General features: G+C 41.4%; 12 protein-coding genes and 1 pseudogene. All 13 read right to left on the bottom strand.

Going from position 1 to position 14,392, the window contains the following annotated elements:
* Window positions 1–24: 24 nt before the first annotated feature.
* Window positions 25–3,561 carry a transcription-repair coupling factor gene (gene mfd / locus ABC374_RS25890; RefSeq protein ID WP_413020125.1) on the bottom strand — a complete coding sequence of 1,179 codons (3,537 nt, stop codon included), beginning with the start codon at window positions 3,559–3,561 and terminating at the stop codon, window positions 25–27.
* Window positions 3,562–3,721: 160 nt separating this feature from the next.
* Window positions 3,722–3,952, bottom strand: coding sequence for an anti-sigma-F factor Fin (fin, locus tag ABC374_RS25885; RefSeq protein WP_034316319.1), 231 nt, complete (start codon window positions 3,950–3,952; stop codon window positions 3,722–3,724).
* A gap of 105 nt (window positions 3,953–4,057) precedes the next feature.
* Window positions 4,058–4,618 carry an aminoacyl-tRNA hydrolase gene (gene pth, locus ABC374_RS25880; protein ID WP_350300850.1) on the bottom strand — a complete coding sequence of 187 codons (561 nt, stop codon included), beginning with the start codon at window positions 4,616–4,618 and terminating at the stop codon, window positions 4,058–4,060.
* A 252-nt stretch (window positions 4,619–4,870) separates the two neighbouring features.
* Window positions 4,871–5,509 carry a 50S ribosomal protein L25/general stress protein Ctc gene (locus ABC374_RS25875; protein ID WP_350300849.1) on the bottom strand — a complete coding sequence of 213 codons (639 nt, stop codon included), beginning with the start codon at window positions 5,507–5,509 and terminating at the stop codon, window positions 4,871–4,873.
* 170 nt (window positions 5,510–5,679) lie between these two features.
* Entirely contained in the window at window positions 5,680–6,432 is a 753-nt protein-coding gene (locus tag ABC374_RS25870) for an ATP-binding cassette domain-containing protein (RefSeq protein WP_350300848.1), read from the bottom strand.
* A 13-nt stretch (window positions 6,433–6,445) separates the two neighbouring features.
* Window positions 6,446–7,219 (bottom strand): aliphatic sulfonate ABC transporter permease SsuC, encoded by a 774-nt coding sequence (gene ssuC, locus ABC374_RS25865; protein WP_413020124.1) that lies wholly within the window; start codon window positions 7,217–7,219, stop codon window positions 6,446–6,448.
* Window positions 7,194–8,361, bottom strand: a pseudogene (ssuD, locus tag ABC374_RS25860) (FMNH2-dependent alkanesulfonate monooxygenase). Before ssuD ends, ssuC begins: the two are co-directional and overlap by 26 nt.
* Entirely contained in the window at window positions 8,358–9,353 is a 996-nt protein-coding gene (locus ABC374_RS25855) for a sulfonate ABC transporter substrate-binding protein (RefSeq protein WP_413020123.1), read from the bottom strand. Before ABC374_RS25855 ends, ssuD begins: the two are co-directional and overlap by 4 nt.
* Window positions 9,354–9,659: 306 nt before the next feature.
* A complete protein-coding gene (locus tag ABC374_RS25850; protein ID WP_061440331.1) occupies window positions 9,660–10,613 on the bottom strand; it encodes a ribose-phosphate diphosphokinase in 954 nt (317 codons plus the stop codon).
* A gap of 15 nt (window positions 10,614–10,628) precedes the next feature.
* The gene (gene glmU / locus ABC374_RS25845) at window positions 10,629–12,002 is read right to left on the bottom strand and encodes a bifunctional UDP-N-acetylglucosamine diphosphorylase/glucosamine-1-phosphate N-acetyltransferase GlmU (RefSeq protein ID WP_413020122.1); all 1,374 of its coding nucleotides are present in this window, start codon (window positions 12,000–12,002) and stop codon (window positions 10,629–10,631) included.
* Between the two features lie 636 nt (window positions 12,003–12,638).
* Window positions 12,639–12,935 carry a septation regulator SpoVG gene (gene spoVG, locus ABC374_RS25840; protein ID WP_034316332.1) on the bottom strand — a complete coding sequence of 99 codons (297 nt, stop codon included), beginning with the start codon at window positions 12,933–12,935 and terminating at the stop codon, window positions 12,639–12,641.
* A gap of 193 nt (window positions 12,936–13,128) precedes the next feature.
* The gene (locus ABC374_RS25835; protein ID WP_350300843.1) at window positions 13,129–13,503 is read right to left on the bottom strand and encodes a RidA family protein; all 375 of its coding nucleotides are present in this window, start codon (window positions 13,501–13,503) and stop codon (window positions 13,129–13,131) included.
* 13 nt (window positions 13,504–13,516) lie between these two features.
* Window positions 13,517–14,341, bottom strand: coding sequence for a pur operon repressor (gene purR, locus ABC374_RS25830; RefSeq protein WP_350300842.1), 825 nt, complete (start codon window positions 14,339–14,341; stop codon window positions 13,517–13,519).
* Window positions 14,342–14,392: the final 51 nt, after the last annotated feature.

The raw sequence follows: 14,392 nt of genomic DNA, 5'->3' as shown, positions 1-14,392 counted from the left end.
CTCCAAGAGGACTATCATTCAATTTTAGTTTTTTGTGGCTTGCGTCTCTTTTTTTACATACTGTAAACCCTTGGTCATCTCAAATAAGATATTAAGCCATTTGCTTTGTTCTACGCCTTTTATGTGCAGGACCAGCTTCATTCTATTGCCGTCCATGCCGAAGCCGACCATACGGCCATACTTCGATCCCAGCTCGAACACCTTTTGTCCATCCACATCGCTGCTGACCTTTTCCCTAAGGATAATGCTGATTTCCTGCTTTAATTGTTTAATGCTTTCAATTCCGGCCTTTTCAGCATATACCTTCATTTCGGCAATCATGAATAAATAGGAAACTTCTTCTGGATACTCTCCGAAACGATCGATCATTTCATCCTGTAATTCTTCCACTTCTTCTAGCGAAGCAATACCTCTGAACCTTTTATACATTTCTATTTTCTGATGTCCATCCATTATGTAGGCATCAGGGATATAAGCATCCACTTCAACGTCGATTTCAAGGGTGTTCTTTTCTTCGGCTGGCTGGTCATTACGTTTCGCATCTACCGCTTCTTTCAACATTTGTGAATACAGATCAAAACCGACTGAATCAATGAAGCCATGTTGTTGAGCCCCTAGAATGTTTCCGGCTCCCCTGATGGATAAATCACGCATCGCGATTTTGAACCCTGAACCCAATTCTGTAAATTCCTTAATGGATTGAAGACGTTTTTCTGCCACTTCCGTCAACACTTTATCTTTCCTATAAGTGAAGAATGCATATGCCACCCGATTGGATCGACCTACACGCCCACGCAGCTGATAGAGCTGTGAAAGTCCCATTCTATCCGCTTCATTCACGATAAGCGTATTGACATTCGGGATATCGACACCCGTCTCTATAATGGTTGTACTTACCAAAACATCATATTCACCTTCTAAAAAGCCGAACATGACGGCTTCCAGTTCTTGCTCTGTCATTTGCCCATGAGCAAAGGTGACACGGGCATCGGGCACCAGCATGGAAATTTCTTCTGCTTTTCTTGCTATATCCTCTACCCGATTGTAAAGGAAATAAACCTGACCACCCCTGGCCAATTCCCGTTCTATCGCTTCCGTTACCAATGAGCCATTATACTCCATGACATAAGTTTGGATCGGGAACCGGTTCTCAGGTGGTGTTTCGATGACGGACAGATCCCTCACGCCCAACATCGACATATGAAGTGTCCTCGGAATCGGCGTCGCAGTCAAAGTCAGTACATCCACATTAGTTTTTAACCGTTTGATCTTTTCCTTATGTGTAACGCCAAAGCGCTGTTCTTCATCAATGATAAGCAATCCCAAATCGCGGTACACGATATCTTTGGATAAAATCCTATGCGTGCCAACCACGATATCCACCGTGCCGGCCTTCAATCCTTTAATCGTTTCGGTTTGCTGTTTTTTAGTCCGGAAACGGCTCATATGACCAATCGAAATCGGATAATCTTGAAAACGCTCCCTTAATGTTTCATAATGCTGCTGGGCGAGGATTGTGGTCGGAACAAGAAATGCAACCTGCTTGCCATCCATTATGGCTTTAAAAGCGGCTCGGATGGCCACCTCTGTCTTCCCATATCCAACATCACCGCATAATAAACGATCCATCGGCCGTTCCCGTTCCATATCCTTTTTGATTTCGACTATGGAACGTAATTGATCTTCCGTTTCGTTATAAGCGAATGATGTTTCGAATTCTCTCTGCATATCACCATCAGGTGAAAAGGCATAGCCCTTTGCCGCTTCCCTCTCTGCGTATAACTTGATTAAATCATCGGCAATGTTCTCAACAGATGATTGAACCTTGCTTTTAACACGTTTCCATTCCGTTCCGCCTAGCTTATAGAGCTTCGGTTCTTTTCCTTCAGAACCGACATATTTTTGGACAAGATCAATTTGGTCGACAGGAACATACAATTTGTCATCCGCTTGATAACGAATATTCAGGTAATCTTTATGGACCCCATTTATCGTAAGGGTTTCAATACCCAAGTATTTACCGATACCATGATTAACATGAACGACATAGTCACCGATCTTCAGTTCGGAATAACTCTTGATTCGCTCCGCATTCGATAGTTTCTGTCTCCGTACTGATTTCTTTGACTTTTTATTAAACAATTCCGTTTCCGTGATGATACTGAATTTTTGCATAGGTAATTCAAAACCGCTATTCAGACTGCCGCGTAAAATCTGTACTTTACCTGGAAGAATGCTGTTCGCATTAAACAGTTCTGCTGCCTCTATATCATAATCGGCTAAAACCGAATGCAGCTTTTTTACCCGTTCTTCATCCTGTCCAAGTATGACGACTGTATATTTCCCTTTTTTCCACCGTTCCAGTTCAGCTTTGAACACATTCATCTGTCCATGGAAATTTTGCATTTGTTTACTGGCAAAATTCAGGATATTCTGAGGATTCGTATGCGGTACATGTCGTAAAAACAATGAAAGGTATACAAACGGCCTGATGGATTTCACTATTAATTCCTGCATAGGATGAGCCAATTTTATGTCATGGATAATTTGTCCCTGACTTAAAAGGTCTGTGTACCACCCAGCCTCTTCCTTTTCCAATGAATCATTGATTTCCTGGATTCTACTGATTTCATCTAAGAAAACCAAACCATTTACCGGTAAATAATCTATTAAACTAGCTGGATCTTCATACGCTAAACTTAAGTATTTAAAGATTTTGTCGGGTATATTCCCCATTTTCAGCTGTTCAAGTTCATAACTGACCTTTTGAACCAGCTGTTCCTTGGTTTTCTCGTCTTTAAGTTTCTTCAAGCTTTTACTTAATCCGCTCTCGAGCCTTGTTATGATTCTTTCGATATGCTCCGTCTCTAGCAAAGCCTCACTGACGGGACCAATCGTCACCTTCTTGAGTTTCTCGATGGATCGCTGATCTTCACTTGAAAAGGTCCTTATTGAATCTATTTCGGTATCGAATAATTCAATTCGTATTGGATTAGGTTCGGTGATCGGATAAATATCGATGATGCCGCCCCTGATACTGAATTCACCTGGAGAAGCAACCATTTCAGACCGGTTATAACCCATGGCAATGAATTTATTAAGCGTTGGTTCAAGCTCGATATCTTCCCCTAAATTAAACGTTAGCTGATGCCTCTTCCAAATATCCTTTGGAGGAAGCACACGACGCACCCCTGGAATTGGCGCAATGACAATCCCTTTCTTTCCTTCCGCCCAAAAGTTCAATGCCTCTACACGTTGAGCCCTTAATTCCGGGCTGGCTACACTCAAATCAGCCGCGATCAATTCATTGGCTGGATATATATATAATTCTTCCTCGGGAATGAAACTGGATAAGTCCTCTTGGAATTTTTGTGCTTGCAATAAATTATGGGTAACCAATAAAATAGGCCTATTCGTCTTTTCATATACGGAAGCCAGCAATAGTGATCTCGAGGAACCTGTCAGACCAGAGACGATTTGCTCCTTAAGTCCTTCATCAATGCCGGCTATTAACGAATGAACATCATCTTGTTTGGAGAACAAGTTCTGTAATCCATTCATTTTCTTCCCCCCTCTCTTAACGTGCGAAAACCATTTGAAATCTTTGTATTAGAACTTGGCCAATTAACCAAGCGTCCTTTTTATTAACGGCATTTTTTTGTGCCCTGGTATTCCAGACAAACGGAAAAATGCTTTGGATTTTGTCCAAAGCCCTCTCCCGCTAATGAATAATATAATCGTTTTCATATAAATCAGGGTTTCTTTGCAGCGATTCATGACAGTCTTCACATATCGCCCTTACATGCATATCCCCTTCAGAATCATAAACGATCATCTCTTGTCGCTCTTCATCGGTAAGTTGATTAAAACCTAACTGCTCCGTACTCAGTGAGTGTGCCTCGATTGAGCCCAGCTTAGTTCCGCAATGTCGGCATCGATAATGGAGAGCCATTTGGTAACCCCCTATTTTAGTAATAGTGTTAGTATGTACAAAAGTAGAGGGGTTTTATTCAGCGAAACAGGAAGATATTATTCTTTACTTATATCTACTCTCTGCTTATTGGTTATATTCGTTCATGACCTGTAGAAATGGTTTTTCCAACCAGGCTTCACAAGAAGCTGCGCTTTTTTCGATCGTTGCCCCGACATGATCCCATTCTTCAGGCGAAAAACGCCCTAAAACATAGTCAGATACCGGAATACGGCCAAGCGGGCGGCCAATGCCTATTCTGATTCGATTGAATTCCTGCGTACCCAAATGGGCAATTGAAGATTTTATCCCATTATGACCGCCTGCACTTCCTTTTTGACGAAGGCGAAGCTTCCCTGGAGGCAAATCAAGGTCATCATATATAATGACAACATCCGCGATATCCACCTTAAAGAAATGCATGACAGCCGAAATGGATTCCCCTGACAAATTCATGTAGGTTAAGGGTTTAAGCAATAAAACTTTTTCTCCCTTCACCATTCCCACACCATAGATCCCCTTATGCTTTGCTTGATCAAGTGGGATCGACCATCTTTTGGATAACTCATCTATTACTTCAAATCCGACGTTATGCCGAGTTTTTTCATATTGTTTACCTGGGTTCCCTAACCCTACAATAATTTTCATGATTCACACTCCGTCATTACGGTTATTTAGGGAGTTACGCTGGGACGAAGTTTTTCCAAGATCATTGACCTTAGAAAAATAGTACCCTAATTTCAAGCTTGCCTGCAAGCGACCGGAGAACTAATTAGGAAAAACCCTAATTAAAGAAGTCAATCATGGTCCGGCTTAAATGGATGCATCCAGAGATTGAAAAGACGTAACTCGTTAAGAGCTACGCCTATTATATCACGATTCACTTGTTTAATCCCGGCATCATGACTCTGGTGATGCCTTGGTTTCCCTGCCTTCTTCATTTTCAGGAATACCGCCATCTTGCTGTTCACCTGTACTTATTTCCTCTTCCTGGCGAGGAGCCAAAACAGATGCAACGACTTCTTCACCATCATTGCCGATTGTAACTTGTTTATTCGTTTGGATATCGGATATGTAGATTGTATCCCCTACCTGAAGTTCGGTAACGTCAACATCGATGGAGTCAGGAATGTCATTAGGTTTAGCCGTAACCGTCACTTCATGAAGAGACTGCTGAAGGACCCCGCCGTCTTTCACGCCTTTACAAACACCGACAAGGTTAATGCGAACTTGTGCCTGTAATTGGGCGGACATATCTACAATTAAAAAGTCTGCATGATAAATGGAGTTCTTTATTGGATCCTTTTGATAGTCAGAGAGCATGACTTTATAATTCTTACCTTCCAAGTCCAATGAAATGATTCCATTACGGCCTATTTCCTTGATTGTCTTTTGAAGCTCAATATTATTGACTGAAATGGCCGTACTGTCATTTTTATTGCCATATACTATCGCAGGGATTTCGCCGTTTTCTCTCAAATTCCTTAAATTAGAGTGTTTTGAATCCGTACGTTCTTTCGCAGCTAATATATTACTCATACATCCTCCGCCTTCCTGAATATGAATTGCAAGTTTCTCTATATTTAACATTTCCCTAAATGGCGAATCATTAAACATGAAAGGTAAAATCCGAAGGGAGCAAGAAGGTGATAAACATATGGTAAACATAGGAATTTTCTGCAAAATCTTTTTTCATTTTTTTCTCTGATTCAAGCGTGAATCGCCTTTTTTTCCATTTCCCCCTCAACTTGCATCACCCGGTTAAGGATTTGGACTGCTAGTGATGAATATTGAATGCTATCCTTTTTCCGCGGTCTCGGCAGATTGATTTCCTTATTCATGACGACTTTGCCTTCTTCGATTAATATGACACGGTCGGCAAGCATTACGGCTTCTTCAACATCATGTGTAACAAGCAAGGCAGTAAAGTCCCTTTTCCTCCATAGCTCCTCAATCAGCCTTTGCATGCCAATTCTCGTCAAAGCATCCAATGCCCCCAACGGCTCATCCAAGAGGAGTATGTCAGGCTGGTTCACCAATGCCCTCGCTAATGCCACCCTTTGTTTCTGCCCCCCAGATAAAACGGACGGCCACTCATTTGCTCGATCTGCAAGGCCCACTTGCTCCAGTAATTCCATAGCATTTGGCCTCCAATCCCCTTTTAAGCCTACACCAATATTTTCAAGGATTTTTTTCCAAGGAAACAGCCTTCCATCCTGGAACATCGTACGTGACGATTTATTTAATCCATTCAATGGCTTTCCATTCACCAGTATCTGCCCGCCCGTCGGCTGTTCCAGTCCTGCCACAAGACGAAGCAAGGTGCTCTTTCCACACCCACTCTTACCGACAATGGCTACAAATTCCCCTTTTTTAAATGTGAGGTCCATTCCCTTTAATACTTCAAACTCCCCAAAATCCTTTCTTACACCCTGCAACTCCAACGAATTACCATTTATCATATTAATGACCTCCTCATTGGTATGATGGATGCCACTTTAAGCATCTTTTTTCAATTAATTTGGCCGCAACGTCCGATATTTTTCCCAATAAGGCATATAAGAGAATACTGAGAACAACAATATCCATCCTCATGAATTCCCGGGCATTCATAGCCATATATCCTATTCCGGAATTGGCGGATATTGTTTCTGCGACAATTAATGTGACCCACATGATTCCAAGGGAGAAGCGGATACCCACCAAAATGGATGGAAAGGCTGCAGGGAGGATCACATTCCAGAATAAAGAAAAACCACTTAACCCATAAACCCTTGCCGCTTCAATTAAATCCTTATCCACCGATTTCACTCCATGAAATGTATTTAAGTAGATAGGAAATAGAACCCCTAAAGCAACAAGGAAAACTTTCGCTTCTTCTTCTATACCAAACCATAGAATCACCAGTGGTATTAAAGCTAAATGCGGAATGTTACGCAACATCTGAAGCGATGTATCGAATAAGCTTTCAGCAATGGATGATAATCCATTTAACAACCCTAGTACAAAACCAATGACCCCGCCGATTAAAAAGCCGATGAATGCCCGCTGAGCACTGATGCCGATATAATCTATAAGTTCCCCTGTTTTCAATAAAGCGACGCCAGCTTGAAAGACTTCAGTCGGGGCAGGCAATATCCGTTCCGACAGAATCCCCCACAAAGACAGCAGCTGCCAAGTTACCAAAAGGAGAATGGGCACAAGCCATGATATGAGGTGGAACCTATTGAACTTTTTGTTTAACTTCATCTTCAATTTCACTTCCTTTTGTAGGGTAGTGGTCATTTGCCAGTATTTCCCCGAATGGACTCGTCGCTTTCGAAACAGGAACTTGCTGCTGTTCGACAGGGAGTAAAGGGAATAATAATTCCGCCACACGGTACGCTTCTTCCAAGTGAGGGTACCCGGATAAAACAAAGGATTCTATTCCGATTTCTTCATATTCCTTCATTCTGGCGGCAACATTTTCCGCACTTCCGACTAGTGCTGTACCGGCACCACCGCGCACTAGACCTACACCCGCCCATAAATTTGGACTGATTTCGAGTGAATCCCTGCTTCCATTATGAAGTTGCGACATCCGCTTCTGTCCCACTGAATCAAATCGCTCAAAAATCTTTTGTGAATTTTCAATCATTTCATCATCCACATATTTAATGAGTTCGTCCGCTGCCTGCCAAGCTTTTTCTTCCGTTTCTCTTACAATGACATGCATGCGAATGCCGAATCTGACTTCACGTCCGTACTCGGCTGCTTTTTTACGTACCTTTTCAATTTTTTCAGCCACTTGCACCGGCGGCTCACCCCAAGTCAAGTAGACATCAATATGCTTTCCCGATATATCGATGGCTGGCTCGGATGAACCTCCGAAATAGAGCGGTGGGTACGGTTTTTGTACAGGTGACAACAGAATATTCCCGCCTTCAACCTTTAGATGCTCCCCTTCATAGTCCACACTCTCACCAGACATTTCCCTTCTCCAGATATCGAGAAATTCATTTGTTTGCTCATAGCGTTCCTCATGATTTAGAAACACGCCATCACCTGCCAATTCGACTGGGTCCCCCCCCAGTTACAACATTGATCAAAAGACGGCCATTCGACAACCGGTCGAAGCTTGAAGCCATACGCGCAGCCAAGGTTGGCGACATTAAACCTGGACGGATCGCAACTAAAAATTTCATTCTTTCCGTTGCAGAAATCAATGAAGAACCAACTACCCAAGCATCCTCACAAGACCGGCCTGTTGGAAGCAAAGCCCCTTCAAAACCTAAATGATCGACTGCCTGTGCAATTTGTCTTAAATAAGGAAGTGTAATCGCTCTCCCTCCCTTTGTCGATCCTAAATAGCGACTTTCCCCATGTGATGGCAAAAACCAAAATACTTTCATTTTATTTCCCCCTTAATTTTTTTAACATCTGCAGATGCATCTAGAACATTAATCTTGCTTGGAATTAATTTAAGATTAAAAAATGTATCGGCAATCTTTTGTTGATCATCCAAAACCGTACTGGAAATCTCCTCAAGTCCGTATTCTTTTCTATTTAATGTTTTTTCCAATGCCTCCACACTCATTCCAATTTCCGGAGATAAAAACTCAGCGACCTCCCTTGGGTTTTCTTCAATCCATTTATCAACTTTTATCAGTTCTTCTTTGATGATCTTCAAAGCCTCTTCGTTCCCGGCAAATGAATCAGTTGCCAAGAAGAATTCACGATTCGCAACCAGTCCTTCTCCATCCCGGATCGTTTTCGTTTCAAGCTCCAATTCCGCCGCTGATAAAAATGGATCCCATATTACCCAGGCATCAATTTGGTTTCCTTCAAAAGCGGCCCTCGCATCTGCCGGTGGCAAGTAGACCGGGGTAATATCATCAAGAGTAAGTCCTGCTTCCTCTAAAGCTTTGACCAATAAATAATGAACATTGGAACCTTTATTCAAACCAACCTTCTTTCCCTTTAAATCTTTCACATTTTTAATGGGTGAATCATTTTGTACGACTATGGCCTCTCCTGATGGGTTTGCCGGTTGATTGGCAATATAGACAAGCGGAGCCTTGGCTGCCTGTGCAAATATCGGCGGCGCCTCCCCTGTGTGCCCAAAATCAAGGCTGCCGACATTCAAGGCTTCAAGCAGCTGAGGTCCTGCAGGGAATTCAGTCCAATCGACGGTATATCCCACTTCTTTTAAACGTGTTTCCAGATTCCCTTTTGATTTTAAAATATTTAATGTCCCGAATTTTTGATAACCGATTCGGATGGTTTTATCTGATTCTTTTGCGTCAGCACTTGTGGAACTGTTCTTTTCCTGCCCACATGCACTTACTATCAGCATGAAGATGCTGAAGATGGACAGCAGCCATATCTTTCGTTTTTTCTTCATATTCTGCACACCCTTCTTAAACTATTTATATAAAAATAAAAGGCTCCTTTCCTTCACCGATAAGACAATAGGGCAAAATGATGCCTAATGTTCTATTGGTAAGTGAAAAGGAGCCTTCGGTAGTCCGATCGGCGTTAACCAGTATGCACCTGCGTTAGTACAGTTTTCATTTGAAAATGAAATGAATTGTATAGCTATTTTATTATCACTATTCTCATCTGTCAACTAAGAATTAAGTGTTTTCTGAAACTTTAAACAAAAACACGGCGAGCCCGATGGCCCGCCGTGTTTTCGTTTATTATGTTATCAATCGAATAATGTGCTGACTGATTGTTCCTCATGCACACGAATAATTGCTTCTGCAATCAATGGTGCTACAGAAAGTCCAACAATTTTATCGATTTTCTTATCTTCAGATAGGGCAATCGAGTTAGTCACGACCAATTCCTTGATCGTTGAATTTTGAATCCTTTCGATGGCAGGACCTGAAAGGACTGGGTGTGTACAACAGGCATACACTGCTTTAGCGCCATTCTCCACAAGGGCATTGGCCGCTAGTGTAATAGTTCCTGCAGTATCGATGATGTCATCAATCAGTATTGCTGTCTTCCCTTCAATATTACCAATGATGTTCATGACTTCAGCCACGTTCGGTCTTGGACGGCGCTTATCGATAATGGCGATCGGCGCTTTTAGGCGATCGGCCATTTTACGGGCACGTGTTACACCGCCATGATCTGGGGAAACGATGACGATATCACTTAAATCTTTTTCCTTGAAGAAATCAGCTAAAATCGGAACAGCAACAAGGTGATCGATCAGAATATCGAAGAAACCTTGAATTTGTGGTGCGTGAAGATCTAATGTGATTACTCGGTGGGCACCAGCCGTTTCTAAAAGATTTGCGACAAGTTTAGCTGTAATTGGTTCACGCGCACGCGCTTTACGATCTTGTCGGGCATAACCGTAATATGGCATTACAATATTGATCGTTTTAGCTGAAGCACGTTTAAGAGCATCGATCATAATTAAAAGTTCCATTAAATTTTCATTGACTGGTTGGCTTGTTGATTGGATTACGTATACGTCACAGCCACGAATACTTTCTTCAATATTAATCTGAACTTCACCGTCACTGAAACTTGTTACGCTACATTTTCCAAGTTCAACACCGATTGCAGCAGCAATTTCCTGAGCTAAATCGAAGTTTGAATTTAAAGAGAATACTTTTAAATTAGGATCTAAATACTGATTTGACATGATGACCTCCGTCGGTTATTTATTAAATTTCAAATTCTTGACATAATCTTCTTTGTTAACTTGACGAGCCCGAGCAACGGATAGGGCATCCTGCGGTACATCTTGGGTGATGGTTGACCCAGCAGCTACATATGCTCCTTCTCCTACCGTTACAGGTGCAACTAGATTAGAATTGCAGCCTATGAAAACATTGTCTTCAATCTTCGTCAAATATTTATTTTTCCCGTCGTAATTCACGGTAATAGATCCGCAGCCTATATTAACATTCTCCCCAACCTCTGCATCACCAATATAACTCAAATGCGATACTTTGCTTCCTTTGCCAAAAACGGTCTTTTTAATTTCGACAAAATTACCGATCTTAACGGAATCCTTAATATCTGATTGAGGTCTAACATGTGCGAATGGACCGATTTTTACAAAACTTCCAATACTGCTTTCATGTACAACCGATTGGAGGACTTCCGTTCCATCACCAATTTCACAATTACTGATTTCCGTATTCGGGCCAATTAAGCAATCCTGCCCGATAATACTTTTTCCTTTAATGAATGACCCAGGGTTAATGACTGTATCCTGCCCGATTTGTACATCCGCTTCAATGAACGTAGTAAGCGGATCGATGATCGTTACACCATTCCTCATATGCTTTTCATTGATGCGTTTCCGTAAAACTTGTTCAGCCTGCGATAAAGCCACACGGTCATTCACACCCAATGTTTCCTCGAAATCACTGGATTGGAAGGCCGTCACCACTTCGCCTTCCTGTTTTAAGATTTCAATGACATCCGGTAAGTAATATTCTCCCTGGACATTTTCATTTGAAACTTTTTTCAGCGCGTTAAACAATGCTTGATTGTCGAAGCAATATGTACCGGTATTTATTTCCTTAACATATCTTTCTTCATCAGAGGCATCCTTATGCTCGACGATTTTTTCTACAAGTCCGCCTTCACCGCGAAGGACCCTTCCATAGCCAGCAGGGTTATCTGCATATGCTGTTAAGATTGTTGCTTTCGCCTGACTTTGCTCATGCAATGCTATAAGCTCTTTCATCGTTTCCGCTTTAATCAGAGGCGTATCACCGCAAATAACAAGGGTCGTACCATTTTTTACGGATAAAACGCTTTCCGCTTGCATTACAGCATGTGCCGTACCTAGTTGCTGTTCTTGTAAGGCATACTTGCATGAATCACCAAGTTGTTCTTGAACTTTTTCAGCTCCATGGCCGATGACTGTTACAATATCTTCTATTTGAAGTTGATTGACTTGATCGATAACATGTTGTACCATTGGTTTCCCGCAAACAGGGTGCAAAACCTTATAAAGCTTAGATTTCATCCTAGTACCTTGCCCAGCGGCCAATATTATTGCATAACGATTACTCATAACAGGCCTCCATTTTCACCTTTTTATCCACTAAAAATATTATCTCAAATAGTGATTCTTTTCAAGGTAACAATTAAAAGTACATATAATTGTCAACCGATCAGGTGAAAAAAGTTCGATATCAAACTGCCTTAAAAATGTTATTATAGGACCTTGGAGAATTATTTTACATCATGTTCGATGTCATTTTCATTAACGGCATAATACAGAAACAATGTCTCCTGCCTTTTAGAACACCAGTTGACCCCCATTATCCCAAAACACTGCCATGGTGCGCCATACACTATGTACAAGCCATTTGGGCATACTTCACCCTTTGTTAACTCCCATTCCGAAATCAGGTTACCAATTCATTTCATCTTCAGCCAGATGGCTAGAGTAAGTGGTATCCCTTAAATCTCACTTACAGGAATTTCAATATCTGGGTGGACAAAAAGGTTTAAAAATTAAAAAGGACGGGTACTTAAACTTTTGAAGATAACAACGTAGGTTTAACAATTCATTAAAGTAAATGTCTGCATGATAAGCGGACAAGTTCTAAACTTATCCGTTTTTGAATAATAAAAAAGAGCACTACTTATGAAGTAGGCTCTAGATGCACGAATTATAAATTTAAAGTTTAAAAGTAAAGTTATTTTAAGAAGCACCTGCTCCAGCTTCCTCTAATTCAGTTTCAAGTTCTCCCAATCGATGATATTCTGTCAAGACAGCTTCTTGAATTTTCCCGCGTGTCGAGGAATTGATTGGATGAGCGATATCCCGGAATTCTCCATCTGGAGTTCGTTTACTTGGCATTGCTACAAATAAACCATTATTTCCGTCGATCACACGAATATCATGAACCACAAATTCATTATCCAGTGTAATTGATGCGATAGCTCTCATACGACCATCCGTATTCACACGGCGTAATCTTACGTCAGTTACTTCCATTTAAGCTCACCATCCCTTTTTGTTGTTGTTAAAACTTAAAGTACATATTCAACAAAAAAACGTGAACTCCTTCTATTATCTGTAATTTTTTTAGAAAATTCAGCCTAGTTTTTAAAAACTTTAAAAATCACCCATATATTACAGGAAAATTACCCATTACGAATGGCCTTCAAAAAAATAAAAAAACGCCCGTTTATTTAACGAGCGCTACCACTTCTATTTCCACTAGTGCATCTTTCGGAAGCCGAGCAACCTCTACACAAGAGCGAGCAGGTTTGTGAGCAGAAAAATATTCTCCGTATATTTCATTAATCGAACCGAAATCTTCCATACTTTTAATGAATACTGTAGCCTTAATGACAGTTTCCAATGAAGCCCCAGCTTCTTTCAATACAGCTTGGAGATTCTTAAAGACCTGGTGTGTTTGTTCCTTGACATCCCCTGTAACCATCTCACCAGAAGCAGTAAGTGGAATCTGTCCTGAACTGAAAAATAACTTATCCACGATCACGCCTTGTGAATATGGTCCGATCGCTGCCGGTGCTTCATCCGTATGTATCGTTTTCATGAAATGATTCCCCCTAATCCTTTTTCGTAAAATAATTGCCTCGGCTGACATTGATTTTCTTGTCTCTTTCGACCACCTGTGTCAACTTGATTAATGAAACATAGTCCTCGACAAGGCACTCCTCCGTATGTTCGGATTCGACCAGCACCGCAATACCGGCAACTGTTGCCTTGAATTCATCCAATAGACTGACCATACCGTTGATGGTACCCCCAGCCTTCATGAAATCGTCTACAATTAATACATTCGAACCCTCAACCAAGCTTCTCTTAGAGAGTACCATAGTCTGAATCCTCTTTGAAGAGCCAGAAACATAATTGATGCTCACTGTAGAACCTTCCGTTACTTTATTATTCCTTCTTACAATGACAACTGGAACATTCAAATAATTTGCCACGGCGTATGCTAATGATATCCCTTTGGTTGCCATTGTCATGATGACTGAGACATTTTTCTTGGCATACATTGAAGCGATTATCCTTCCAACCTTATTCACGGTTTGCGGATGTCCTAATATGTCTGTCATATATAGATAACCGCCAGGAAGCAGCCTTTCGGGACTAGCGATCGTATCGCATAATCCGTCAATGAAGGCATTGGCTTCCTCTTCCTTGATGGAAACAATATATTTCACTCCACCGGCCGCACCTGGAACGGTTGTCAAAGATCCTATCCCGCGTTGTTCAAAGGTATCTTTGATGATCGTCAAATCTTCACTGATCGAGGATTTTGCCGAACTATACCTTTCAGCAAAATAAGTCAGCGAAACAAGTTCCCCCGGATGTTCTAATAAATAATTGGTCATATCGACTAGCCTCTCGCTGCGACGAAATTTCATTGAGACACCCCCTTTGTGAATTCCGAATATTATATAGCAACTATACCACTA

This window comes from Peribacillus phoenicis (assembly GCF_047238085.1).
Lineage (GTDB): Bacteria > Bacillota > Bacilli > Bacillales > DSM-1321 > Peribacillus.
The sequence above is the reverse complement of the archived record's forward strand: the minus strand, read 5'-3'. Positions and strand labels throughout refer to the sequence as shown.

What these genes read in the sequence shown, in the direction of transcription:
- purR (WP_350300842.1), bottom strand. Translation starts at nt 14,341, where the DNA reads ATGAAATTTCGTCGCAGCGAGAGGCTAGTCGATATGACCAATTATTTA.
- ssuC (WP_413020124.1), bottom strand. Translation starts at nt 7,219, where the DNA reads ATGAAGTTAAACAAAAAGTTCAATAGGTTCCACCTCATATCATGGCTT.
- ABC374_RS25835 (WP_350300843.1), bottom strand. Translation starts at nt 13,503, where the DNA reads ATGAAAACGATACATACGGATGAAGCACCGGCAGCGATCGGACCATAT.
- ABC374_RS25875 (WP_350300849.1), bottom strand. Translation starts at nt 5,509, where the DNA reads ATGAGTAATATATTAGCTGCGAAAGAACGTACGGATTCAAAACACTCT.
- ABC374_RS25850 (WP_061440331.1), bottom strand. Translation starts at nt 10,613, where the DNA reads ATGTCAAATCAGTATTTAGATCCTAATTTAAAAGTATTCTCTTTAAAT.
- mfd (WP_413020125.1), bottom strand. Translation starts at nt 3,561, where the DNA reads ATGAATGGATTACAGAACTTGTTCTCCAAACAAGATGATGTTCATTCG.
- ABC374_RS25870 (WP_350300848.1), bottom strand. Translation starts at nt 6,432, where the DNA reads ATGATAAATGGTAATTCGTTGGAGTTGCAGGGTGTAAGAAAGGATTTT.
- ABC374_RS25855 (WP_413020123.1), bottom strand. Translation starts at nt 9,353, where the DNA reads ATGAAGAAAAAACGAAAGATATGGCTGCTGTCCATCTTCAGCATCTTC.
- fin (WP_034316319.1), bottom strand. Translation starts at nt 3,952, where the DNA reads ATGGCTCTCCATTATCGATGCCGACATTGCGGAACTAAGCTGGGCTCA.
- spoVG (WP_034316332.1), bottom strand. Translation starts at nt 12,935, where the DNA reads ATGGAAGTAACTGACGTAAGATTACGCCGTGTGAATACGGATGGTCGT.
- pth (WP_350300850.1), bottom strand. Translation starts at nt 4,618, where the DNA reads ATGAAAATTATTGTAGGGTTAGGGAACCCAGGTAAACAATATGAAAAA.
- glmU (WP_413020122.1), bottom strand. Translation starts at nt 12,002, where the DNA reads ATGAGTAATCGTTATGCAATAATATTGGCCGCTGGGCAAGGTACTAGG.